We start from the raw sequence: 21,788 nt of genomic DNA, 5'->3' as shown, positions 1-21,788 counted from the left end.
GACTGACAGCTCTGTATAAATCATTCCAATGCAAATATCGTAGGCATTATTGCGATTCACACATCAATTTGCGACCAAGGTTGGGGAGTCAACTCAGATGGAATATGAGCTTCAAGACATTCGATCTTTCGTGAAAATCGCCGAACTGGGCAGCTTCCATGAAGCTGCAGAAGCATTGCACCTGTCCCAACCGGCACTCAGCCGGCGGATAAAGAAGCTCGAGGAAGGACTAGGGACCTCGTTGCTGGAACGCACCACCCGGCGCGTTAGCCTCACCAGCGTCGGGCGGGACTTTTTGCCCAAGGCCAGGCGCTTGCTGGATGACTTCGAAGATTCGATCCTGAGCATTCGCGAACTCGCCGAACGACAGAGTGGCCAGGTCACCCTTGCCTGTATCCCGACGGCAGCGTTCTATTTTCTGCCGTCGGTAATCCGCGACTACAACGAGCAGTACCCGAAGATCCGAATTCGCCTGCTGGACCTCAGCGCCAATGACGGGCTCGAAGCCGTGCTGCGGGGTGAGGCGGACTTCGGCATCAACATGATGAGCGGCCAGCACCCAGACATCGAGTTCGTCTCCCTGGTGCAGGAGCATTTCGTGCTGGCCTGCAGAAGGGACCACCCATTGGCGAACCGTGACTCCGTCACCTGGACAGAGCTGGCCGACTACCGGCTGATCGGCGTAGGCCGCCTGAGCGGCAACCGCATGCTGCTGGACCATGCGCTGTCCGGGCTCAACCTGCGGCCGAAGTGGTTCTATGAGGTTCAGCACCTGTCCACCTCGCTGGGCATGGTCGAGGCCGGGCTGGGCGTGTCGGCCATGCCTAGCCTGGCCATGCCAAGCGCCGACCACCCGACGCTGGTCAGCGTGCCGCTGATCGACCCGCAGGTAACCCGTACACTGGGATTGGTCTATCGCCGAGGGGCGTCTCTGTCGCCCGCCGCGGAAAAGTTCGTGTCGATCTTGTTGGACAAATGGCCGAACCGTTGAATGCAATGCGCGTCTTCCGGCCTGACGCGACGCAGGGTAATTACGCGCTGCGTTCATGGCTCATTCCTCCCCCAAACCCAGTGGGTTGGGCCGGCGCTTTTCGATCGCAAATTTGAGCAGTGCGGCGCTGCGGAACAGGCCATGGGCGAACTTGCCGTATGGCAGCGTGATGAATAGCGCCATCACCGCACCCAAGTGAATCGCCAGCGCAATTGCCATCGCTGCAGTGTCACGCAGGCCCAGCAAGCCCAGGCCAGTAGCGCTGACCAGCAGCAGAAGCAGGATGAAAGCCCGGTCCATGGGGCGCTGGGCAACATCGCCCTGCTCCGGTGCCCTGCGAAGGTTGAGCATCAGAAGCCCGGCCGGCCCGATGATCAGGCCAACACCACCCAAGGTTCCCAGCAGCACCGGTGCACTCAGCAATGGATACGGCGCCTGCTGGCCCAATAGGTAGTGGTACCCGGTAGCGACCACAGTGGCAGCGAAGCACAACAGGAAGCCGTAGAAGGTGAAATGATGGAAACGACGGCGCCAGAGCGTGTATCGATCATCGACATCAGTGCAGCCTTGGCCATGCCCACCGTCCAGGTACTTCAGGGTCAACGCCGCGCTCGAGGCCTCGAACACTGCCCCCTTGGCCGGTTGCGCCAGGGCCTCGGCAGGCGAGACCGAACGCCAGAAACGCCGTATCGCCACCGTCAGCGCCACCGCTGCCGCGGCAAAGACACCGCCGAACATCAAGGCCAAGGTGTTGTGCGGGAAGACAGCATAGAAGTTCCCCGCCAACCGCCCCGGCAGCAACGTGCCGTTGACGTACAACGTCAGCAGCAAGAACAGTGACAACGCGATTACCAAAGCACCGGCGACAAAGGTGCCGTTGTGCCGATACAGTCGACCAAAGAGGGGCGGCCAGGCGTAATCGGCATATGTCTGCCCGCGCACTCTGGCCATCGCCTGTGGCACGTTCACGGCAAATTCGTGGGGCTGAGCATACTGGCAGGCGTGCAGGCAGGCGCCACAGTTGTGGCAAAGGTTGGCCAGGTAATGGATATCGGCCTTGCCGAACTCCAGCCTGCGGGTCATCGCCGGGAACACAGCGCAGAAACCCTCGCAGTATCGGCAGGCGTTACAGATCCGCATTTGCCGATCGACTTCCTGCTCTTCCAGGTTCAGTACCGGGATCAGTGCGAGGCCCGGCTGGGCGGCATCCGGTTGGCGTGGTTCAGGCAGTTGTGCGGTCATGGCGATTCTCTTGTTCTGGATAAACGTGTCCTGCCGCAGCCGCGGCGCTGGTCCCCGCGATGCGGCCGAACGCGGTGCCGATGGACATGCCGACACCTGCGGTGTAACCCTTGCCCAACACGTTGCCCGCCATCATCTCGCCGGCGACGAACAGGTTCGGGCTGGGGCGCCCATCGAAGTGAACCGCGGCGGTTTCGTCGGTGCGCAGCCCTAAGTAGGTAAAGGTCACGCCAGGACGCAGGGGGTACCCGTAGTAAGGCGGAGTATCGAGCGGGCGCGCCCAGTGGCTTTTAGCCGGTTCGAGGCCCACGGTGTGGCAGTCATCAAGGCGCGTGTGATCGAAGGTTCCCACCTGGCAGGCACGGTTGTAGGCCCGCACGGTTTCAACGAAGGCCTGCACGGGCAAACCCAGCAAACCGGCCAACGCCTCCAGGCTGTCGGCGGCGGTGCCCGGGAAAACCGGCGGCATGAACCGACCGAGCGCTTTCTGGTCGATGATCGAAAAACCAACCTGCCCCGGCTGATGCGCCACCAAGCGCCCCCAGATGGCATAGCGCTTGGGCCAAAAATCCTCGCCCTCATCGTAGAAGCGTTCACCGTCGCGGTTGACCACCACGCCCAGCGACACGCAATCGATACGGGTGCAGATACCCCCGTCGTACAGGGGGGCACGGGCATCGATCGCCACCATGTGCGCCTGTGTCGGGTCGCCAATCTTGTCAGCGCCCTTTTCGATCATGCGGCGCAACAGCACGCCGTCATTGAAACGCGTACCGCGAATCAGGAAATTGTCCGCAGGCCACTCCCCCCGCTCGTTCTCCCCCCAGGCCTCACGCAACCATTGGCGATTGGACTCGAAGCCGCCGGCGGCGAGGACGCAACTGCGCGCTTCGATGCGCTCGGCAGGCAGCTGTCGCCCGTGGCACTCACGCGCCGGCACATGGGCTGCAACGAAGCGACCACCCTGCAGTTCGATGTCGGCCACCGGTGAGTCGTAGCGAATCTCTACCCCGAGGTTTTCGGCGCTACGGTAGTAGGCATTGACCAGCGCCTTGCCGCCGCCCATGAAAAAGGCATTGGTCCGTGCGGTGTGCAGCGCACCAGACAACGACGGCTGAAAATGCACGCCATGACGGCGCATCCACCCGCGGCAATGGGAGGACGCGCGAATCACCAGGCGCGCGAGCTTCTCGTCAGTCTGGCCACCGGTTACCTTCAGCAGATCCTGCCAGAACTCTTCTTCCGGGTACGCCTCCACCAGCACGTCCTGCGGGGCATCATGCATGCACCGCAAGTTACGCGTATGTTGCGAATTGCCACCCCGCCAGGCGCGGGGTGCAGCCTCGAGCAGCAGCACGCTGGCTCCGGCCTCGCGCGCCATCAGCGCGGCACAGAGGGCGGCATTGCCCCCTCCGATGACTAACACATCGATCATTTTGCCTCCAGGTCGCGAAGAGCCGAATGTTCGGGGGCTCTTCGTGGCCACGGACTTTAATCAGTGCCCGCAGGGTGCGAAACGCGATCGCCGAGGGGAGGCATTTAGTTTTACTAAAGGGGTTGGGTGAGAGGCCCCCGAGCCTGGGTCAAAGCAACCGGGCCCCAGGCCATCGGCCCTGTTCCACCAAGTCCCGGGCGACCTCCTGCAATACGATCCGTGTTGCCAACGCGGCCGGCGAAAGCTCGTCATCGGTCAGGCTGACAATCACATTGCGACGCTGCGCCTGTGCTTCATCGATAGCGAACACGCGCAAGCCAGCCTGATGCGCCCGGGCCACCGTCGCGCCGGGCTGAATGGTGGCGGCATGCCCGGCACAGACGCAATCCATCAATAACGACAGGCCATCGACTTCCATGACGATGCTGGTCTCTAGCCCCGCCCGTTCGAAAATCGAGCGCATTGTCGTGCGCAAACCATGCTGTGTACTGGGCATCACCAAGGGTAGCGTCGCGATCTGCTCCAGTGTCAACGACTCGCCCCACTCGGCGTTGACCAGCGGCGCAGGAACCAGCACGAACAGTCGCTCTGTCAAAAGCGCCCGCACCTCTAATCGCGGCCCTGTTTCCGTCTGAAACAACACCGCCAGGTCAAGGTGCCTGGTATTGAGTTGGTTGGTCAGATAGCCAGATAGCATTTCCACCAGGTGCAGACGAATGTTGGGATAGCGTTCGCGCATCCTGTCGATCAATGCCAGGCCAAGAATCGACGCCGTGGTCGGTGCCAGCCCCACGCTGGCATAGCCGCTCATGCGCCCGCTTTGTGCCGCCAGGACGGCATGTTCTGCCTGGCGAAGCGCCAGGCGAGCATGGTACTCGAAGGCCAGGCCCGCTGCCGTCGGAGCGACGCCGGTACTCGAACGTGTCAAAAGCCGGGTGCTTAACTCGCTCTCCAGCTTCGACAGTTGCTGGCTCAATGCAGAGGCGCCAACCCCAAGCTCGACCGCAGCCCTACCCAGACTGCCGTACTCCAATACACCCAGAAAATAGCGAAGTTGACGCAGCTCCATACAAATCTCTTTCAACGACGGGCCCAAGTGCTGGGCCATGTTACCGAACGGTGCCAGTCCATGCTCGACACCGTCTGTGGATCCGACGCACTGCGCTAGCGACGTTACAAGGTCAGCACTGGCCCGCGCGCCTAAGCGTCATTGCGCAGATAGGCCGACATAGCCAGGGCATCGCCCAACGCGGCACCGTTTGCAGTGTTGTCGAACACGCACCACGTAGGTAGCCCCGCAGCACGTCGAACGTTCAACTGGGCCGCCAGGCGCTGCAGATACTCGCTGCCATAGGCGCTGCGGTAGATCTGCGGCTCGCCATGCAAACGCCAGTAGACCAGCCCCGGCCAGCCTCCTGGCAGCGCATCCACGCCAAAGCGCGCCGGGCTGGCAGCGACCTGAGCGACCTGAAAGTCGACAAGCAACGGCTGCGCTGCCGACCATGATCGATGCCTGGGTTCAACGGCCAGCGACCCTGCATAACGCTTTCGCACAGACTCAAAAAATCGATAGGCCACGGCACCGTCGTACGCCAACGAAGGTGGCAACTGCACCAGCAGGCAGCCGAGGCGACCGCCCAGATGCCCGCACTCATCAAGGAACCTGTCGAGCGACCCCTCGCACGCTTGCAACCTCTGCTCATGCGTGACGGCCTTGGGCAGCTTGACTGAAAAGCGAAAATCCTCAGGTACCGATTCAGCCCATCGGGCATAGGTTTTTGGGCGATGAGGACGGTAAAACGACGTGTTGATCTCAACCGCATTCAAACGTGCCGCGTAACGCTGCAACTGGCTTCCCTCTGAAGCAAACTCATTGCCGTAAAGGCGTGACAAGCTCCAGCCGGCGCAACCGAGGAGAATCATTCAGGAAGCGCCGTGGTCCGCAGGGGCGTCACCGTTAAGGCATGATAATCCGCACCCGCGACCGCCATCATAAAAGACTGATCGGCCAAGCGACGCAGGTCACGCCACGCCTCCCAATCGATCAGGTCCAGCCGGTCCATTTCATCGGCCTGGCGCAGCAGTTCCTCGTGGTAACTGCTGGGGCAGTTGCGCCGAATTGCCTGGTCATCGAAGGTTACGAACCAACGAGTGATGGCTTCGAGACGGCGCTGCTCTGCGCCGACGGGCTTTGTAAACGCATTCATCTCGATCACCCCATGCTCTTCTGATAATCGAGACGCGAGCACTGGAATAGGTTCCTTCGTAGCACTCAGCCGGTCATTCAGTATCAAAATGAACACCGAGCAGCGGGTTCGCTAACTGCAAGCGGAAATCGCTCACTTACGTAACCGCTGAGTGAGGCCAGGACTGGATAAAAAGCTGTACAACTTCGTTGACTTGTACAAATTTAGTCATAGGCTTCAGCTGTATCCCTACATCAGCTCACTGTTGCTGAGGATCATCTGGAGCCAAACATGTCCGTTTTTCAGCCATTCGCCAAGCCCTTCAATAATCTTGAAAGGGGCAATCTCGACGCCCATTTTTGTCCGGCCGGTGAATGATGCCTAGGAGCTGGCTGGTCGCCAATGCACTCTGGTTGCAGGCCGGTTGGTGGGCTTGCGTGCTGGGCGCTCGCTACCCTGGCTTATTGCTGCTGGTGCCGCTCGGCCTGGCCATACACCTGTGGCTCTGCCCGGACTACAAGGTAGAAATCAAGGCATTGTTGCGTGTCGCATTGGCCGGCTGCGTGCTGGATAGCGTGCTCGGGGCACTGGGCGTATTCAGCTTCGATACGTGGCCCCTGCCCTTGTGGCTGGTGTTGCTGTGGTGGGTGCTGGCCAGCGGCCTTCGCCATAGCCTGGCCTGGGCCGGCCGGCCTTACTGGCGCGGCGCGTTGCTGGGCGCCCTTGGCGCCCCACTGGCCTACGTCGGTGGCGCCAGGTTGGCGGGGGTCGGCCTGCCGCTGGGTGTGATTGAAACCGGCTTGTTGCTCATGCCGGTGTGGGCCCTGGTCCTGCCATTACTGCTGCGGATCGCGGCGCGGCGCTGACCGGCGGCAGCGTTCGGAGCAATAGCGCACCTCGGCCCAGCAGCGTGCCCAGCGCTTGCGCCAATTGAAGGGTCGGCCACATACCACGCAGGTTTTGCTGGGCAGCAGGCTCTTTTTCATACCACCTCACCAGCATCCAGCCGCGCCAGCAGTGACTGGCCACGCTGCCACACCGCTTCCCGATGGCCAAGCGGCATGCCGTCCAGGTTACGGTAGACCATGGCCAGGCGTGGATTGGCCGACAGCTGATCGCGGTGACGCATCAGAAAATGCCAGTACAAGGCATTGAATGGGCAGGCATCCTCCTCGATCACATGGTCGACCTTGTAGCCGCACGCCTTGCAATGGTCAGACATCCGCTGGATGTAACGACCACTGGCACAGTACGGTTTCGACCCCAGGTACCCACCGTCGGCATGCATGACCATGCCAAGCGTGTTAGGCAGTTCGACCCAGTCGAAGGCATCCATGTACACCGCCAAATACCACTCGCAAATGGTATCTGGCACGATGCCGGCCAACAGGGCGAAATTACCGGTAACCATCAGCCGCTGGATATGGTGGGCGTAACCCAAGCGCAACGTCTGCCCGATGGTTTGCGCCATGCAGCGCATGCGGGTGGCGCCCGTCCAGTAGAATTCCGGTAAGGCACGCTGGTTTCCCAGATGATTGAGCCCGGCATACTCAGGCATTCGCAGCCAGTAGATGCCGTGCACATACTCGCGCCAGCCAATCAACTGGCGGATGAAGCCTTCGGCGGCATTCAGCGGCACCCGCCCCTCACGCCACGCCTTGTCGACGTCGTCGCACAGGCAACGCACATCCAGAAGGCCAATGTTGAGTGCCGCGCTGATGCGCGCATGGAACAGGTACGGTTCGCCTTCTGCCATGGCGTCCTGGTAGTCACCGAACGCCGCCAGGCCGAAATCGAGAAAATGCTGCCAGAGCTGATGAGCCTGCTCATGGGTCACGGGGTAGTTGAACCCGTCCACGGCCCCGTAATGGTCACTGAAACGCTGGCGAACCAAGGCCACTACCGCTGTCGTGATCGCGTCCGGCTCAAACTGCGCAGCGAACGGCCCTCGCAACTGGCGCGGCAACGGCTTGCGGTTGTCCCCATCAAAATTCCAGGCACCGCCTGCGGGGCTGCCATCGGCCTCCAACAGCAACCCGCAACGCTTGCGCATGCCGCGGTAGAAATGTTCCATGCGCAGTTGCTTACGCCCCTGCGCCCACCGCGCGAAGGCTTCACGCGAGCACAAAAAGCGCGTATCGCGGTGCCACACAAGCGGCAGCTGCGCATCGCGCAGCGCCTGCTCCAGGCGCCATTCACCGCACTCTGTCAGGTGGATGTGCGTGGCGCCCAATGCCTGCTGCCAGCGACGCAGCTCGCCCGCAATGCTACCGCTGTTGCCGGCAGCGTTGAGCTCGACATAGTGCACCTGCCAACCCCGCTCCCGCAGCGCCTTTGCGAAATGCCGCATGGCACTGAAGATGAGGATGATCTTCAGCGGATGATGCGGCACGTAGCGGGCCTCACCCTCCACTTCCGCCATCAGAATAGCGTCGCGGGTAGGGTCCAGGGCCGCCAGGCTTGCCAGGTCGAACGACAGTTGGTCACCGAGCACCAACCCCAGCCGCGAGGGCCGGGCTACCATTGGGTTGTCAGCGTCACGGGCACCCGCAGCGGCGCGATAGGCCCGTCACGCTGCCCACACATTTCATCATGCACCACCTGCTGCACCAGCATGCACGGCACCGGTGGCAGCTCGGCCAGCAAGTGGCGCAGCTCGGTGGTGGAGCGCAGGCGAACGGGCTGACCACGATCATCAATCAACGTGACCGGGCCGGCACCGGTCAGTGCGCGGAGGATGTAGAAGCCACCTTCGAGCGACAGCAGTTCAAGCTCTTTTACTTCACCGGCCGTAACCCGTTGAGTGAGCGCATTCAGGTTCATGGTGTGCCCTCTGGCAAGCGGCGAAAGAACAGCGTGATCTGCCCAATCTCCACACCCAGTTTGCTCATGCTTGAGCGGTTGATCAGGGTGTCGTCATCCATCAGGTACATCCAGTCGTCCAGGTCCACCTGCCAATGCTCCCCGTCTACCGGCAGGTCCAGCCGGTAGCGCCAGCGCAGCGCATTACCGGCCGATTGGCCATGGGCCTCGCCGATCACGTCACCCGCTGTTCCTCGCCAGCGGCCCGCACCTTCCGGCACCAGCGTCCAGGTTCGCTGCTGACGCGTGCCATCGCTGTAAAGAAAATGCTCATCGAGGATCAGCCGCTCGCCGTCGCGGCGGCTGTCGATACGCACGTGAAAGCGCTTCACCACCTCGCCGGAACGCTTCTGGAACATCCCCCAGGCTTGCACCGGTCGCGAGAAGAATGCCGCCAGGTCGAGTTTCGGCTGCTCCTTGGCGTAGTGCTCGACACCGACATTGCCGCAACTGCCGAGGAGCAGGCAGCCAACCAGTAACAGTGCTCTGTACATGTTCACGTCCCTCGGTCGTTGCCCGCCAGCCCGAGCAGGCGCTGGCGCAGCTGTGGGTCCCTGGCCCGTGGGTCGAGCCAGATGGCGAAGAATGCTCGGGAAAATTCCGGGTCGGCGATTACCTGGCTGAGTGTGCCATCGACATAGAAGCGAGACCCTTGCCCTGGCAGGTACACACCCGTGATACGCATACCCGGGCGCACATCCACGAATGCCGCTTCAAGCGCCTTGCTCCACGCTGCGCTTTGCTGCGGCGTGATGTTGGCGTTAAGGCGGCGTATCTCCGCAAGGCTGGCGTCTACCAGCGTCTCCTTGGACAGCGATCGGTGGTAGCGCAGTTCCAGGGCAAAGGGCTGGTTCCAGTCCTGAACCGGCCCCACTGTCCACAGCCGGGCGCTGTAAAGGCGCACGCCGAACCACGTGAAATCGCCAGCACCCAACGGTTGCGCCGTTGGCAATTCGGCTCGCCAGTCCGCTGCTACGGTCGACAGCGCAACCATCAGCAAGCACAGGCTGGCCCAACGCGCAGGAGGCACCATGCTTACCTCGAACAATTGGGAAAATCCTGTACAAGAATAGCTTTTTGTATAGGTTTCAACAAATCCTTGTACAGCGTTGATGAGGACGGTAAACACGGGTCATCCGCCGCTAAAAATAACCGCTGAAACGCTTGCTCTGAACTTTGTCCTGCCCAACGGATTCCCCTGCTTACTCACTGCAATATCTGCTGCATAGCCGGCTTTCAGAAAAGGGGTTTTCACCATGATCGATCAAGCGACAGGTATGAAACCAGGCGAGCGCTATTGCGTGGAGAACGTCGAGCGCGCCCATCAGTTCCCGGGGTACTTTCAAGACGGCAAGTATTACCTCGGCCCCGAACTGCTGACTGCGGTCGGCTGGCTCGAAGGCACGCAGTTCATCTACGACAGCCTGGATGCTGAAGGCGAACCCGTCTTCCCGGATCGGATAGCGGGCACCATCGAGGGCTTGAAGCTGGTAATGGCTGATGGAACCACCCTTGAGCTTTGCCCCCTAGAAGCCAGTGCCACACTGCCGTCTAACGACAACGAAGACTCACCAGCCCCAGAGCACTCCATGCCAATGAGCCCGACGCCGATCAAAGGCCCATTGCGCGGAAAGGTCGTGGTCATCACCGGCGCCTCCAGCGGCATAGGCCGGGCGGCTGCGCATGCGTTTGCCTGCAAAGGTGCCCGCCTGGTGCTCGCAGCACGCGATGAGGAAGCGTTGTTCGACGTGTTGGATGAATGCACCGACTGTGGCACGGACGCTGTCGCCATCACCACCGACGTCACCCACAGCGATCAAGTGGCAGCCCTGGCCACCCAAGCTGCCGAGTTTGGCCATGGACGTATCGATATCTGGATCAACAACGCCGGGGTTGGCGCGTTGGGCAGCTTCGACGAAACACCGCTAGAGGCACATGAGCAGGTGATTCAAACCGACCTGGTCGGTTATCTGCGGGGCGCTTACGTGGTGCTTCCCTACTTCAAGGCACAGCGCAGCGGCATACTGATCAACACCTTGTCGCTTGGCAGCTGGATCGCCCAACCCTATGCGGCAGCCTACTCGGCGAGCAAGTTCGGCCTGCGTGGCCTGACCGAAGCGCTGCGCGGCGAGCTGACGGAGTTCCCCCGCATTCATGTGTGTGATCTTTATCCGGCCGTCATGGACACGCCAGGCTTGCGGGACGCAGGCAACTACACCGGCCACGCGCTGACACCCCCAGGGCCGATCTACGACCCGGAACGGGTGGCAAACGCCATGGTAGCCTGCGCCATTTCCCCGAGCGCGCGCACCACTGTCGGCGCTGCCGCTCGCCTCGCCCATCTGGCCAGCTACCTGGTACCGGGGCTGCCTCAGTTGTCAGGGTGGCTCACGCGCTGGGGCTTGAACCGCAGCCCTAGCGCGGCGATATCTTCCGGGAATCTGTTCGAGCCACCCGATGACCGGCGAAGTGTGGACGGTGGCTGGAGAACTCAGAAAGATAAAACATCGTTATGGGTGGGTGCGGCGCTGCTGGGTGTGATTGCAGGGTTTGTCTTCACCCGTTCGCAACGCAGGCGCCGCTAGGGTTTGCTGGCAGTCACTTGCGCACAGCAGCGCGCCCGTCACGCGAGCTGGATATACACCGAGTAGCTGCCCAGCAAAACCCAGAACCCGAGAAAAATCCAAGGCGTACGAAGGGAGAACAGCAAGGATTTCCGGTGCCCGGCCCGGGACGTCTCAGCCTCGCAGAACAAGGGCGATTCATCATAGGCCAGGCCCATCATCGGCTCACTGCGCAGCAAGTGGCTCTGCTTCAACTGCCAGTGCTCGATGATCCGGAACGCCGCGCGGATGCCCGGCCAGGCATTCAACGAGCTCAACACGCCGAGCAGGGCGAGAAACGCCGGCACGATCAACGTGAACATTTCCCCCCAGCTCTGGTTAAGGTTGCTCATCGAAGACACGAAGGCGATGACCAGGAACGACTGAGCGGCCAGATACGCATCGGTGCGGTTGGCCAGGATAGTGGTCTCGTACTGGATTTCGCGTCGATAGAAATCCAGGCGTTCCTTGGGCGTGCCGAACATCCGCGCATTCTGCTGATCGATCTCATGCTCAGAGGTGGTGGGCGTAATGATTCGAGGCACTCGGGCGCTCCTGAAAGGGGTGAGAGCAGCGCACTGCTGATCAGCGATAGAGCGATCCCTTCAACGAAAATTCATTGCAAGTGGGTGGCAGGCCGTCCGTCGTTCAAAACCAGCATCCACTTCAACACTGGCTTCTCGCACGGTTCGAACGGTAATGAGCGTTCTCAACTGCAGGAGCTTCGACCATGAGCGACTACCCTACTCCGCCATTCCCCTCGCAACCGCAAAGCGTCCCCGGTTCGCAGCGCAAGATGGAGCCGTACCCGGACTGCGGTGAGCAGACCTATACAGGCCACAACCGGCTCGAAGGCAAAATCGCCTTGATCACCGGCGCCGATAGCGGCATCGGTCGGGCCGTTGCGATTGCCTACGCGCGTGAAGGTGCGGACGTTGCCATCGCCTACCTGGATGAGCACGAAGATGCGCAAGAAACGGCGCGCTGGGTCGAAGCCGCGGGCCGCCAGTGCCTCCTGCTGCCCGGTGACCTGGCGCACAAACAGCACTGTTACACCATCGTCGACAAGACCGTGGAACAGTTCGGTCGCATCGACATCCTGGTCAACAACGCCGCATTCCAGATGGCCCATGAAAGCCTGGATGACATTGACGATGAGGAGTGGGTGAAGACGTTCGACACCAACATCACCGCCATCTTCCGCATCTGCCAACGGGCATTGCCGTCAATGCCGAAGGGCGGATCGATCATCAATACCAGCTCGGTCAACTCCGATGACCCGTCACCCAACCTGTTGGCCTACGCCGCCACCAAGGGCGCCATTGCCAACTTCACCGCAGGCCTCGCCCAGTTGCTGGCGAAGCAAGGCATCCGGGTCAACAGCGTGGCGCCAGGCCCGATCTGGACGCCGTTGATCCCCGCCACCATGCCGGATGAGGCCGTCAGAAACTTTGGCTCGGGCTACCCCATGGGGCGGCCAGGGCAACCGGTCGAGGTGGCGCCGATCTACGTTTTGCTGGCCTCTGATGAAGCCAGTTATATCTCGGGTTCACGCTACGGCGTCACGGGCGGCAAACCGATCCTCTGACGACCATGACAAGGCTTGCTGTCGCAGGCCTCGACGCTTCATCTGCGCGCTGCGAGCCATGCGGTAAAGACTTGAACCATTCGCACGCCCATCACGTCCACCGCAACAGAACCGATGAGTTTGTACCCAGCAATCCGTGTTTCTCCGACCGCCATGAGGTGCCTGCATGAACGCTATCGACCTGTTGATTCAAGACCATAAATTGGTGAAGAAGCTGCTGGCTGAATTGTCTTCAACCACCGAGCGAGCCGTGAAAAAGCGCGCCGAACTGCTGCACCGGATCGAGCAGGAGCTGCAAGTCCACACTGCTCTGGAGGAGGACATCCTCTACCCGGCCATCAAGAAGGCCGGCGGCAAGGAAGAAGCGAAGATGTATTACGAAGCCAAGGAAGAGCACCGTACCGTGGATTCGCTGGTGCTTCCTGATCTGCTTCATACCGAAACCGGCACCCTCGAATTTGCCGGGCGGGTGAAGGTGATGAAAGAGCTGCTTGAACATCACATCGAAGAAGAGGAAGGCGAACTGTTCCCCACTGCGAAAAAGCTGCTGGGCAAAGATCAGCTGGAAGAGATGGGCGTTGCCATGGAGGCGCACAGGAAAATGCTCAAGGGCGAGCGACGGGCTGCATGAACCGAATGCGCCACAGCAAAAAAGAAATTAAAGCAGGCCAATTTATTACCTGAAGGAATAAAAATAGCACCGAACGATATTGGTATATACCAGATGTCTACCCGTTAAATCTGCTCCCTGAGCCCCGAGGGCACCAAGGAGCACGAAAGGATGAACGCTGTACGGGTAATGCTGGAGTATTTCCACCCTTGGCCAAATTCGGCAGGGTTCTACGTCGCAAGGGAGCGCGGGTGGTATCAGGACGCCGGCTTGTCGGTGCAACTGGTAGTGCCCGACCCCTTCCATGGCGACACGTTGGAGCACCTGCTCAAAGGCGATGCGGATGTCGGCGTGTTTCCCAGCAATCGCTTGCTGGTCAGGCGCAGCCTCGGCCAGCCGCTGCTGGGTGTCGCGGCCATCAACCATCGGGGCCTTGAATCGATCCAGACCCTCACCGACTTCGGCATTCGCCGCCCCAGGGACCTCGCAGGCAAACGCCTGGCGCTCAACCCCACGCCCCGTGGCCTGGCCATGGTGCGCCATCTGGTGGCCGCCGATGGCGGCGACCCGGATGCCGTGATCATCGTCGACAGCAAAGTGCGCGAACTGCGCCCGGAAGACCTGGCGGCAGGCATTGCCGACGCCAGTTTTGGCGGTTACTGGGCCTGGGAAGCCTTGATGGACAGCCCGGTTGCGGCCGAGCGACGTGTGGTCTGGCCAGTCGATGACATTGGCGCACCGCGTTATCACAGCTACCTGCTGGGCGGGCAGCAACGCTGGTTCGAGGAAAACCCCGAGATCGCCCGCGCCTTTCTCGCCGCCACCGAGCGTGGCTTTCGCGCGGCGGCCGCTGACCCGCAAAGCGCGTTGGGCGCCTATGAGGCCGCCACCCCTTACTTTCCGAGGGCGCTGCTCAGCCAATCGCTACAGCACATCGCACCCACTTGGCTGCATGAGCAGCGCTGGGGCCAGCAACGCGAAGAATTGATCGCCCCCTACGCCCAGTGGCTGCACCACCACGGCGTACTGGCCGACGCCGACGCTTGGCGTGGTGCCACCAGCAACCGTTACCTGCCGGAGCCACAGGCATGAACGAGCCCTTGCGCATGGCCCATGGCATGGGCGTGCAGCCGGTAGAAGCCGACTGGCCCGCGCTGACTCAGGTGGATGTGGAAGCGGTACTGAGCCACTTCCCGCGGCTTGGCGCCGTGGGCCCGCTGCACTGGCACAGCCCCCGCCCCTTCTCGGCTGCCGCGCAGGTGCGCACGGAACAGGGGGAGCTGTTCGTCAAACGCCACCACCGCAGTGTCCGCCAGCCCGCCTGGCTGCTGGAGGAGCACCGCTTCGTTCAGCACCTTGAACAGCGTGGCGCGCCCGTTGTTACCCCGTTGCTCGACCACAACGGCGACAGCGTGGTGGCCCTGGGTGATTGGACTTACGAGGTGCTGCCCTGCGCGCAGGGCCACGACCTGTACCGTGACGCGCTGTCGTGGACACCCTTCCTCAGCCTGCAGCACGCCCATGCGGCGGGCGTTGCCCTTGCTCGCCTGCACCTGGCCGCCGAAGGCTTCACTGCGGGCGCCCGACGCACGCCCGTATTGATTGCCAACCTGCGGTTCTTCAGCCACCACGCGCCGCTGTCGTCCATCGAAACGGCCTTGGCGCAGCAGCCCGCACTGGCCCACTACCTCGCAGACAAACACTGGCAGCAGGCCCTGAGCGAACTCTATCTGCCCCATCACTGCGCCCTGCTGCCCCTGCTGCAGCACCAGCCGGCGCTGTGGACCCACAACGACTGGCACGCTTCCAACCTGCTGTGGGACGAATCGGCAAACACCACGCAGGTGCGCAGCGTCCTTGATTTCGGCCTGAGTGACCGGACTTTCGCCGTGTTCGACCTGGCCACCGCGATAGAGCGCAATTGCATTCCCTGGCTTGAACTCGATGCAGGCGGGCGCGCCGCCGCCGACCTCGACGCCGTCGATGCACTGCTGGCCGGTTACCACAGCCAGCGGCCCCTGACACAGGCCGACCTGCTCACGCTCAAAGCGCTGCTGCCATTGGTCCATGTGGATTTCGCCCTCGCCGAGATCGACTACTTCCAGGGCATCGTCGGGTCCCGGAGCAACGCCGATATCGCCTACCACAATTTCTTGATCGGCCATGGCCAATGGTTTGGCGACAGCGAAGGCACCCGCCTGCTCGATCATCTGCACCGCATCGCACGCGCGCGCTGACAGGAGCCCCTATGCCCGACATCCTCATTTCACCCAACGCCTTGCACCACGCCCTGCAACAGCCGGGGCTGGTGGTGCTCGACGCCAGTGTGGAACTGGCCGCCGCCCAGTTCGATGGCGACTACCGCGTCGCCAGTGGCCATGCGGCCTGGCTGGCCGAACACATCCCGACGGCGCGGCATGCCGACCTGACGTGCGAGCTGGCCGACACCGCAGCGAGCTACAGCTTCGCCCTGCCTTCGCCGACGGAGGCAGCCGCGGCGCTGGCACGCCTGGGCATCGCCGAGGCACGGCACATCGTGGTCTACGACCGGCATGAGGGTTTTTGGGCCGCACGCCTGTGGTGGATGCTGCGTAGCCTGGGCGTGGCCGCGTCGGTGCTCGACGGCGGCCTGAAGGCCTGGCGCGAGGCCAACCTGCCCTTGGCCCGCGGTGACCAAGCTCAGCCTGGTGTAGCGGGTTTGCCAGTGTCGCTCACCGTCCATCCAGGGTACTGGGCAAACCGCGAAGACGTGCTGGCCATACTCGATGGACAAGCGCCAGGCACGCTGGTGTGTGCGCTGTCCAAGGGGCTGTTCGAGGGCAGCGCGGTGACCCGCTATGCCCGACGCGGCCATATCCCCGGCAGCCTCAACCGACCGGCGCGGCAACTGTTCGACGAGCAGGGCCGCTACCTGGCGCCCGACGCATTGGCCCGCGCACTCGGCCCAGCATTGGTCGAAGGCACCCAGCCACTGGTCCTCTACTGTGGCGGCGGTATTTCCGCGGCCGCCACTGCCCTGGCCCTGACGCGCCTGGGGCGACAGGGCGTTTCGATCTATGACGGCTCGCTGCAGGAATGGGCAGCTGACCCTGCATTACCAATGACCACCGGAGCAACGCCGGCCTGAAGTTACACCCCCTTCAAGCGCCCGCTCAACGATGCTGTCGCCGCTGCATAGGCGTGGCATCGCGAGCACAGGTTTACCCGATTTTCGGTGCCACACCGCTGGTCACCCAGGAGTTCGTTCATGGCTTCATCCTTGTCTTTTCATCACCGCCACGGCCTTGCGCTGGGGCTGCTGAGCCTGTCATTGAACCCGGCCCTGGCCTGGGCAGACAGCACCCTGCTGGAGGCCATCACCGTGACGGGCGCACAGACCAACAGCTACCAAGCCTCCTCAGCCTCGGTGGGGGGGCTGGGCGAGGCGCCACTGCTCGATACGCCGGCCTCGGTTGCGGTGTTCACCGAGCAACTGCTCAAGGACCGCCAGGCCAGGCTGCTCAGCGAAGTGCTCAGCAACGACGCCTCGACCGGCGAAAGCTATGCGCCGATCGGTTACTACGAAAACTTCGTGGTTCGCGGGTTTTCCCTCAGCGCCGCCAACAGCTACAAAATCAACGGCAGCACCATCACCGGCGAGCAGAACGTCGCGCTGGAAAACAAACAGCAGGTCGAGCTGCTCAAAGGCCTTTCCGGGTTGCAAAGTGGCGTTTCCGAGCCGGGCGGGCTGGTCAACTACGTCACCAAGCGCCCGCAGAACGTACATTCAGTCACCGTCGCAAGCAACGAATCAGGCGAGCGCTATGTGGCCACCGACCTTGGCGGCTGGCTGGACAGCGAGCAGCGCCTGGGCGTGCGCGCCAACTTCGCCCACGAAGACATACGCTCCTACGTGGACAACTCGGACGGCAAACGCGATTTCGCCTCCCTGGCCGTGGACTGGAACCTCAGCGATGCCGCCCTGCTGCAGCTGGATGCCGAGTACCAGACCCGCGAACAGCGCTCGGTGCCGGGCTATCAGCTACTCGGCGGTAGCGTGGTGCCCAGCGGCATCGACCCCAAGGACCGCCTGGCCGACCAGCGCTGGTCGAAACCGGTGGGTATCGATTCGCTCAACCTTGGCAGCCGCTTCGAGTACCGCTTCGACGACAACTGGAGCGCCAACTTGAGCGCTTCGCGCAGCCGGGTGGTGATCGACGACTACAGCGCCTTCGCCTGGGGCTGCTATGGCGCCCCGAGCTGCGCCAGCTCCGCCGTGCCCAACTACTTCAGCCCCGAGGGCGACTACGATGTCTACGACTTCCGCAACCCCGACGATACCCGCCGCAACGACGAGCTCCAGGCGGCACTGAGCGGGCGCTTCGACAGCGGCCCTTTGCAGCATGAGCTGACCGTCGGCAGCAGCGCCCTGCGCCGTATCGTCGACCGCCGCGACTCGGTCAACGAATGGGTGGGCACCGCCAACATCTACCAGCCGGTACCCGACTTTGCGCCGACCAGCGAACCGCTGGGCCACACCTATCGGCGCCTGGACAGCCGCCAGTACGGGCTGTTCTTCAGCGACCGGCTGAGCTACGGCGAACACTGGCAGGCCATTCTGGGTGGCCGCCAGGTGCGCCTGGACGAAAAAACCTTCGATATCGACGGCAACACCACGCGCCATACCCAACGTTCGGAGTTCCTGCCCAACGTGGCACTGATCTACAAACCACGCCCGGACATCTCGCTGTACACCAGCTACAGCAAAGGCCTGTCACTGGGCGGCGAAGCGGCGTGGTTCACCACCAATGCCGACGAGATCCTGCCGCCCACGGTTTCACGGCAACTGGAGGTAGGTGCCAAGCGTGACTGGCAGGGCTTGAGCCTCGGCGCCGCGCTGTTTCGCATCAGCAAGGCCTACCAGTATTCACGCCCCAATGGCGACGGCAGCTTCACCTACGTGCAGCAAGGCGAGCAGGAAAACATCGGCCTCGAACTGTCCGCCAGCGGGCACCTGACCGAGCAGTTGCAGGTGTCGGCCAGTGCCGCGGCCATCCGCGCCCGGGTCGAGGACAGCGGCACTGACAGCTACGAAGGGCACCAGGCGATCAACGTGCCTAACGTGCGCGCCAGCCTGCACGCCGACTACAGTGTCGCCAGCATCAAGGGCCTGGCCCTGCTCGGCGGCCTGCGCTACAGCGCCAGCAAGTATGCAAGCCAGGCCGGCAATGTGAAGGTCGACGGGTACACGGTGTTCGATGCCGGGGCGCGCTACACCCTGGACCTGGAAGGCTACGAAACCGTAGTGCGCCTGACCGTGGACAACCTCTTCGACAAACGCTACTGGCGTGATGTGGGCGAATACATGGGGGATGGCTACCTGTTCCAGGGTGCGCCGCGCACCGCTCGCCTGTCCGCCACCGTGAATTTCTGAGGAATCGCCATGACCCGGTCCGTCTCGCTGATCGCCACCCTGCTGGCAACGCTGCTCACCGGTTGCCAGCAGCACCCGCCCGCTAACGACCAGCTCGATGCAGTGCTCTGGGCCCAGACGTCGGTGGAACACGACCTGCTGTTCCGCCAGGTGTATGCCAGTGCCACCCAGCACCTCGACAGGGCCTTGGCCGACCCCGCCTGGGATGCGCTGGCACACGCACCGCGCGCGCTAAACGGCTTGCCACCGGCGCTGATCATCGACATCGACGAAACCCTGCTGGATAACGTCCCGCTCAACGCCCGTTCGATCATCAATGACCGCCCCTATGACTACGACGCCTGGTACCAGTGGGTCGACCGCGCCAAAGCCCCTGCCCTACCCGGCGCGGTGGACTTTCTGCAGGCCGCCGCGCGCCGTGGTATCACGCCGTACTACCTGACCAACCGAGCGCCAGGCCAGGAGCAGGCAACCCTGGAAAACCTGCGCCGCGCCGGTTTCCCCATCGACAGCAGCGCCCAGATCCTCACCGCCGGCACCGCCATAGGCGGTTGCCAGGCCAGCGGTTCGGACAAGACCTGCCGTCGTCATTGGGTGGGGACCCAGGCGCGGGTGCTGATGCAGCTGGGCGACAGTTTCGGTGATTTCATGGCCACCCGCGGCAGCCAGCAGGCCCAGCTCGACGCGGCCCGCCCCTACTTCGCCTGGCTGGGTGAACGCTGGTTCCTGCTGCCCAACCCCACCTATGGCGGCTGGTACAGCGCGCCGTACCAGGGGCGCGAGGGGTTATCGGAACAACAGAAGCGCGCCTTCAAGCACAAGGTCTTGAAGCCCCAGTACTGACGCTGCCGAGGAGGCGCCCATGTCAACGTTAGAAATCATCGCCGTGCTGTTCAATATCCTCGGCGTGTGGCTGACCACCCAACGTATTCGCTGGTGCTGGCCGGTAAGCGTGGTCGCCGTGCTGCTCTACGCCTGGATATTCTTCGACGTGAAGCTGTATTGCGACATGCTGCTGCAACTGGTCTTCGCCGTGCTGCAAGGTTACGGCTGGTGGCGCTGGAGCCAGGGTTACAGCGTCGCCGGCAAGGTCGGCGTGCAACGCCTGCCGCGCCGCGAGGCCATCGTCAGCCTGGCGGCGGGGCTTGCTGGCGCGGTACTGCTTGGCGCCGTCATGCAGCGCTACACCGATGCCTCCGCGCCGTGGATCGATGCGCTGCTGAGTTCGCTCAGCCTGGTGGCCAGCTTCTGGGCGGCACGCAAATACGTCGCCAGCTGGGGGCTGTGGATCGTGCTCGACAGCGCCTACGTCGGGCTGTTCCTGTTCAAGGACCTGCAACTCACAGCGGCCCTGTACGCCGGCTTCGTGGTATTGGCCGCCTACGGCCTGCTGGCCTGGCGCAACGAACTGCTGGCCCAGCAACAGCCCCTGCCTGCAGGCGCCGAGGTATTGCCATGAACCCGTTTCGCACCTCGTTCGTCAGCGAGTCGCAGCCACAGGCCACCTGGCGCGCCAGCCAGCCCCATTACCTGCGTATCCGCGATCAACTGGCCAGTGACCTGGCCAAAGGCTGCCTGCCCGCCGACAGCAAGCTGCCCGCAGAGCGCGACCTGGCCGAGCGTTTCGGTTGCACGCGGGTGACCCTGCGCCAGGCACTGCAATTGCTGGAAACCGACGGCGTCATCTACCGCCAGGACCGCCGCGGCTGGTACGTCAGCCCCCCACGCATCCGCTACGACCCAACCGGCATCACAGGCTTCATGGAGTACGTCGCCACCCAGGGCCGCACGCCACGCACCGAGTGCCTGCACGCCGAGCGCCGCCCAGCCGGGGCCTGGCTGGCCAAGCGCATGGGCCTGGAGCATGCGGAGGAGCCGGTGTTCTACCTGCAGCGCCGTCGCTACGTGGACCAACGCCCGGTGCTGCTCGAGTGCAATGTGCTGGTCGCCGACTGGTGCCCCGCGTTGCTCGACGCCGACCTCAACACCTCGCTGACCGCCCTGCTGCGCGAACGTTTCGGCCGCGTGCAGTCGCGCAGCGAGTTGTGCATGCACCCTGAGACGATGAACGACTTTCAAGCCGACCTGCTGCAAGTCTCCCCAGGCTCGAGCAGTTTCTACCTGGAACGCCTGAGCTTCGGCGAGCGCGGCCAGCCCGTGGAGTTCGACCAGGAATTCTGGCGCCCGGACGCCCTCGCCGTGGTGCTGCAAACCCGCTACCCCGGCCAGGTCGAAGCGTTATGAAACACCCACTCGACACCCCACTGGAAACACGCTTGCTGGCCGCCGAAGGCCTGATTTTCGACTGCGACGGCACCCTGATCGACAGCCTGCCCGCCTACGCCAGCGCCTGGCGCGCGGGCTTCGCTGCGTCTGGCAAGGGCATGGACAGCGCATGGCACGCCGCCCGCTGCGGGCTTTGCGAGACGCAATTGATGACACATTTCGAACAGAGCCACCAGGTCACGCTGGATCGCCCCAAGGTGGTGGCGACGATGCGCCAGCACTACCTGGCCAACCTTTCCCGGCATGTGCGTGAGATCAGCCAGGTAACTGCCATCGCCAGGCGGTTTGCCGGGGTGAAGCCCATGGCGGTGGCATCCAGTGGATCACGCGAGATTGTCTTGAACTCACTGGCCGCACTGGGTTTGGTCGAGCTGTTCGGCGCCATTGTGACCATCGACGATGTCGGCAAGGCCAAGCCTGATCCTGCTATCCCTCTAGAGGCCGCCCGGCGACTGGGGCTGCCGCCTGCTCGCTGCCTGGTGTTCGAGGACAGCGAGCAAGGCCTGGAGGCAGCGCGGCGCGGTGGGCTGCCGGTCGTGGACATAAGACGGCTGAGCGCCCCTTAGATGCGC

At 62.9% G+C, this 21,788-nt stretch carries 24 protein-coding genes; 13 read left to right on the top strand and 11 right to left on the bottom strand.

Annotated features, from left to right (window positions below; translation table 11 throughout):
- Positions 1–97 precede the first annotated feature (97 nt).
- Positions 98–991, top strand: coding sequence for a LysR family transcriptional regulator (locus tag GIB19_RS02890; RefSeq protein WP_027596498.1), 894 nt, complete (start codon positions 98–100; stop codon positions 989–991).
- A 60-nt stretch (positions 992–1,051) separates the two neighbouring features.
- Here the strand turns inward: GIB19_RS02890 and tcuB are convergent, their stop codons facing one another.
- From tcuB to GIB19_RS02865, 5 genes are all read right to left on the bottom strand, one after another.
- Positions 1,052–2,233, bottom strand: a complete 1,182-nt coding sequence (gene tcuB, locus GIB19_RS02885) for a tricarballylate utilization 4Fe-4S protein TcuB (RefSeq protein ID WP_274883417.1) — start codon at positions 2,231–2,233, stop codon at positions 1,052–1,054.
- Positions 2,214–3,668 (bottom strand): FAD-dependent tricarballylate dehydrogenase TcuA, encoded by a 1,455-nt coding sequence (tcuA, locus tag GIB19_RS02880; RefSeq protein WP_274883416.1) that lies wholly within the window; start codon positions 3,666–3,668, stop codon positions 2,214–2,216. The genes tcuB and tcuA overlap by 20 nt, the downstream gene beginning before the upstream one ends.
- A 148-nt stretch (positions 3,669–3,816) precedes the next feature.
- On the bottom strand, positions 3,817–4,737 hold the full coding sequence (locus GIB19_RS02875; RefSeq protein ID WP_274883415.1) for a LysR family transcriptional regulator: 921 nt from the start codon (positions 4,735–4,737) through the stop codon (positions 3,817–3,819).
- Between the two features lie 131 nt (positions 4,738–4,868).
- Positions 4,869–5,591 carry a DUF72 domain-containing protein gene (locus GIB19_RS02870; protein ID WP_274883414.1) on the bottom strand — a complete coding sequence of 241 codons (723 nt, stop codon included), beginning with the start codon at positions 5,589–5,591 and terminating at the stop codon, positions 4,869–4,871.
- Complete coding sequence (locus GIB19_RS02865; RefSeq protein WP_274883840.1) at positions 5,588–5,875, bottom strand: hypothetical protein; 288 nt, start codon at positions 5,873–5,875, stop codon at positions 5,588–5,590. Before GIB19_RS02865 ends, GIB19_RS02870 begins: the two co-directional genes overlap by 4 nt.
- Before the next feature lie 356 nt (positions 5,876–6,231).
- Here GIB19_RS02865 and GIB19_RS02860 point away from each other — a divergent pair, with 356 nt between their 5' ends.
- Positions 6,232–6,720 (top strand): DUF2878 domain-containing protein, encoded by a 489-nt coding sequence (locus tag GIB19_RS02860; protein WP_274883839.1) that lies wholly within the window; start codon positions 6,232–6,234, stop codon positions 6,718–6,720.
- Here the strand turns inward: GIB19_RS02860 and GIB19_RS02855 are convergent.
- Genes GIB19_RS02855 through GIB19_RS02835 form a run of 5 tightly spaced genes read right to left on the bottom strand, consistent with a single transcriptional unit; the run spans position 6,691 to position 9,749 of the window.
- Entirely contained in the window at positions 6,691–6,840 is a 150-nt protein-coding gene (locus GIB19_RS02855; RefSeq protein ID WP_099429571.1) for a DUF2256 domain-containing protein, read from the bottom strand. The two genes, GIB19_RS02860 and GIB19_RS02855, sit on opposite strands and share 30 nt — an antisense overlap.
- Complete coding sequence (locus GIB19_RS02850; RefSeq protein ID WP_274883413.1) at positions 6,837–8,378, bottom strand: cryptochrome/photolyase family protein; 1,542 nt, start codon at positions 8,376–8,378, stop codon at positions 6,837–6,839. The genes GIB19_RS02855 and GIB19_RS02850 overlap by 4 nt, the downstream gene beginning before the upstream one ends.
- Entirely contained in the window at positions 8,372–8,677 is a 306-nt protein-coding gene (locus GIB19_RS02845; RefSeq protein ID WP_099429573.1) for a DUF6482 family protein, read from the bottom strand. Before GIB19_RS02845 ends, GIB19_RS02850 begins: the two co-directional genes overlap by 7 nt.
- The gene (locus tag GIB19_RS02840; RefSeq protein ID WP_274883407.1) at positions 8,674–9,210 is read right to left on the bottom strand and encodes a DUF3833 domain-containing protein; all 537 of its coding nucleotides are present in this window, start codon (positions 9,208–9,210) and stop codon (positions 8,674–8,676) included. The genes GIB19_RS02845 and GIB19_RS02840 overlap by 4 nt, the downstream gene beginning before the upstream one ends.
- A 2-nt stretch (positions 9,211–9,212) precedes the next feature.
- Positions 9,213–9,749: a chalcone isomerase family protein gene (locus tag GIB19_RS02835; RefSeq protein ID WP_274883838.1), complete on the bottom strand. Its 537-nt coding sequence runs from the start codon at positions 9,747–9,749 to the stop codon at positions 9,213–9,215.
- Positions 9,750–9,972: 223 nt separating this feature from the next.
- Here GIB19_RS02835 and GIB19_RS02830 point away from each other — a divergent pair, with 223 nt between their 5' ends.
- Entirely contained in the window at positions 9,973–11,301 is a 1,329-nt protein-coding gene (locus tag GIB19_RS02830) for an SDR family oxidoreductase (protein ID WP_274883405.1), read from the top strand.
- A 38-nt stretch (positions 11,302–11,339) separates the two neighbouring features.
- Here GIB19_RS02830 and GIB19_RS02825 read toward each other — a convergent pair whose 3' ends face one another.
- The gene (locus GIB19_RS02825; protein ID WP_027596487.1) at positions 11,340–11,864 is read right to left on the bottom strand and encodes a hypothetical protein; all 525 of its coding nucleotides are present in this window, start codon (positions 11,862–11,864) and stop codon (positions 11,340–11,342) included.
- Positions 11,865–12,049: 185 nt separating this feature from the next.
- Here GIB19_RS02825 and GIB19_RS02820 point away from each other — a divergent pair, with 185 nt between their 5' ends.
- The 10 genes from GIB19_RS02820 (at position 12,050) to GIB19_RS02775 (ending at position 21,782) form a co-directional block, all read left to right on the top strand.
- On the top strand, positions 12,050–12,907 hold the full coding sequence (locus GIB19_RS02820) for an SDR family oxidoreductase (RefSeq protein ID WP_274883401.1): 858 nt from the start codon (positions 12,050–12,052) through the stop codon (positions 12,905–12,907).
- 166 nt (positions 12,908–13,073) lie between these two features.
- Positions 13,074–13,538, top strand: a complete 465-nt coding sequence (locus tag GIB19_RS02815; protein ID WP_099429577.1) for a hemerythrin domain-containing protein — start codon at positions 13,074–13,076, stop codon at positions 13,536–13,538.
- A gap of 150 nt (positions 13,539–13,688) precedes the next feature.
- On the top strand, positions 13,689–14,609 hold the full coding sequence (locus tag GIB19_RS02810; RefSeq protein WP_099429578.1) for an ABC transporter substrate-binding protein: 921 nt from the start codon (positions 13,689–13,691) through the stop codon (positions 14,607–14,609).
- Complete coding sequence (locus GIB19_RS02805; protein WP_274883399.1) at positions 14,606–15,754, top strand: phosphotransferase enzyme family protein; 1,149 nt, start codon at positions 14,606–14,608, stop codon at positions 15,752–15,754. Before GIB19_RS02810 ends, GIB19_RS02805 begins: the two co-directional genes overlap by 4 nt.
- An 11-nt stretch (positions 15,755–15,765) precedes the next feature.
- Positions 15,766–16,644: a sulfurtransferase gene (locus GIB19_RS02800; protein WP_274883397.1), complete on the top strand. Its 879-nt coding sequence runs from the start codon at positions 15,766–15,768 to the stop codon at positions 16,642–16,644.
- A gap of 120 nt (positions 16,645–16,764) precedes the next feature.
- Positions 16,765–18,930 carry a TonB-dependent siderophore receptor gene (locus tag GIB19_RS02795; RefSeq protein ID WP_274883395.1) on the top strand — a complete coding sequence of 722 codons (2,166 nt, stop codon included), beginning with the start codon at positions 16,765–16,767 and terminating at the stop codon, positions 18,928–18,930.
- 9 nt (positions 18,931–18,939) lie between these two features.
- Positions 18,940–19,773, top strand: a complete 834-nt coding sequence (locus GIB19_RS02790; protein ID WP_274883393.1) for a 5'-nucleotidase, lipoprotein e(P4) family — start codon at positions 18,940–18,942, stop codon at positions 19,771–19,773.
- Between the two features lie 19 nt (positions 19,774–19,792).
- On the top strand, positions 19,793–20,389 hold the full coding sequence (pnuC, locus tag GIB19_RS02785; RefSeq protein ID WP_099429583.1) for a nicotinamide riboside transporter PnuC: 597 nt from the start codon (positions 19,793–19,795) through the stop codon (positions 20,387–20,389).
- Positions 20,386–21,174: a GntR family transcriptional regulator gene (locus tag GIB19_RS02780; RefSeq protein ID WP_085273773.1), complete on the top strand. Its 789-nt coding sequence runs from the start codon at positions 20,386–20,388 to the stop codon at positions 21,172–21,174. Before pnuC ends, GIB19_RS02780 begins: the two co-directional genes overlap by 4 nt.
- Positions 21,171–21,782 (top strand): HAD family hydrolase, encoded by a 612-nt coding sequence (locus tag GIB19_RS02775; protein WP_274883392.1) that lies wholly within the window; start codon positions 21,171–21,173, stop codon positions 21,780–21,782. Before GIB19_RS02780 ends, GIB19_RS02775 begins: the two co-directional genes overlap by 4 nt.
- Positions 21,783–21,788: the final 6 nt, after the last annotated feature.

Source organism: Pseudomonas sp. ITEM 17296 (assembly GCF_028895205.1).
GTDB classification, from domain to species: domain Bacteria; phylum Pseudomonadota; class Gammaproteobacteria; order Pseudomonadales; family Pseudomonadaceae; genus Aquipseudomonas; species Aquipseudomonas kermanshahensis.
This window is presented reverse-complemented; position numbering and strand designations above follow the sequence as displayed.

Excerpts from the sequence above, each read along its gene's own strand:
- tcuB (WP_274883417.1), bottom strand. The coding sequence starts at position 2,233 with ATGACCGCACAACTGCCTGAACCACGCCAACCGGATGCCGCCCAGCCG.
- GIB19_RS02845 (WP_099429573.1), bottom strand. The coding sequence starts at position 8,677 with ATGAACCTGAATGCGCTCACTCAACGGGTTACGGCCGGTGAAGTAAAA.
- GIB19_RS02820 (WP_274883401.1), top strand. The coding sequence starts at position 12,050 with ATGAGCGACTACCCTACTCCGCCATTCCCCTCGCAACCGCAAAGCGTC.
- GIB19_RS02840 (WP_274883407.1), bottom strand. The coding sequence starts at position 9,210 with ATGTACAGAGCACTGTTACTGGTTGGCTGCCTGCTCCTCGGCAGTTGC.
- GIB19_RS02830 (WP_274883405.1), top strand. The coding sequence starts at position 9,973 with ATGATCGATCAAGCGACAGGTATGAAACCAGGCGAGCGCTATTGCGTG.
- pnuC (WP_099429583.1), top strand. The coding sequence starts at position 19,793 with ATGTCAACGTTAGAAATCATCGCCGTGCTGTTCAATATCCTCGGCGTG.
- GIB19_RS02775 (WP_274883392.1), top strand. The coding sequence starts at position 21,171 with ATGAAACACCCACTCGACACCCCACTGGAAACACGCTTGCTGGCCGCC.
- tcuA (WP_274883416.1), bottom strand. The coding sequence starts at position 3,668 with ATGATCGATGTGTTAGTCATCGGAGGGGGCAATGCCGCCCTCTGTGCC.
- GIB19_RS02805 (WP_274883399.1), top strand. The coding sequence starts at position 14,606 with ATGAACGAGCCCTTGCGCATGGCCCATGGCATGGGCGTGCAGCCGGTA.
- GIB19_RS02855 (WP_099429571.1), bottom strand. The coding sequence starts at position 6,840 with ATGAAAAAGAGCCTGCTGCCCAGCAAAACCTGCGTGGTATGTGGCCGA.
- GIB19_RS02800 (WP_274883397.1), top strand. The coding sequence starts at position 15,766 with ATGCCCGACATCCTCATTTCACCCAACGCCTTGCACCACGCCCTGCAA.
- GIB19_RS02810 (WP_099429578.1), top strand. The coding sequence starts at position 13,689 with ATGAACGCTGTACGGGTAATGCTGGAGTATTTCCACCCTTGGCCAAAT.
- GIB19_RS02865 (WP_274883840.1), bottom strand. The coding sequence starts at position 5,875 with ATGAATGCGTTTACAAAGCCCGTCGGCGCAGAGCAGCGCCGTCTCGAA.
- GIB19_RS02860 (WP_274883839.1), top strand. The coding sequence starts at position 6,232 with ATGCCTAGGAGCTGGCTGGTCGCCAATGCACTCTGGTTGCAGGCCGGT.
- GIB19_RS02850 (WP_274883413.1), bottom strand. The coding sequence starts at position 8,378 with ATGGTAGCCCGGCCCTCGCGGCTGGGGTTGGTGCTCGGTGACCAACTG.
- GIB19_RS02870 (WP_274883414.1), bottom strand. The coding sequence starts at position 5,591 with ATGATTCTCCTCGGTTGCGCCGGCTGGAGCTTGTCACGCCTTTACGGC.
- GIB19_RS02790 (WP_274883393.1), top strand. The coding sequence starts at position 18,940 with ATGACCCGGTCCGTCTCGCTGATCGCCACCCTGCTGGCAACGCTGCTC.
- GIB19_RS02890 (WP_027596498.1), top strand. The coding sequence starts at position 98 with ATGGAATATGAGCTTCAAGACATTCGATCTTTCGTGAAAATCGCCGAA.
- GIB19_RS02795 (WP_274883395.1), top strand. The coding sequence starts at position 16,765 with ATGGCTTCATCCTTGTCTTTTCATCACCGCCACGGCCTTGCGCTGGGG.
- GIB19_RS02835 (WP_274883838.1), bottom strand. The coding sequence starts at position 9,749 with ATGGTGCCTCCTGCGCGTTGGGCCAGCCTGTGCTTGCTGATGGTTGCG.
- GIB19_RS02780 (WP_085273773.1), top strand. The coding sequence starts at position 20,386 with ATGAACCCGTTTCGCACCTCGTTCGTCAGCGAGTCGCAGCCACAGGCC.
- GIB19_RS02815 (WP_099429577.1), top strand. The coding sequence starts at position 13,074 with ATGAACGCTATCGACCTGTTGATTCAAGACCATAAATTGGTGAAGAAG.
- GIB19_RS02875 (WP_274883415.1), bottom strand. The coding sequence starts at position 4,737 with ATGGAGCTGCGTCAACTTCGCTATTTTCTGGGTGTATTGGAGTACGGC.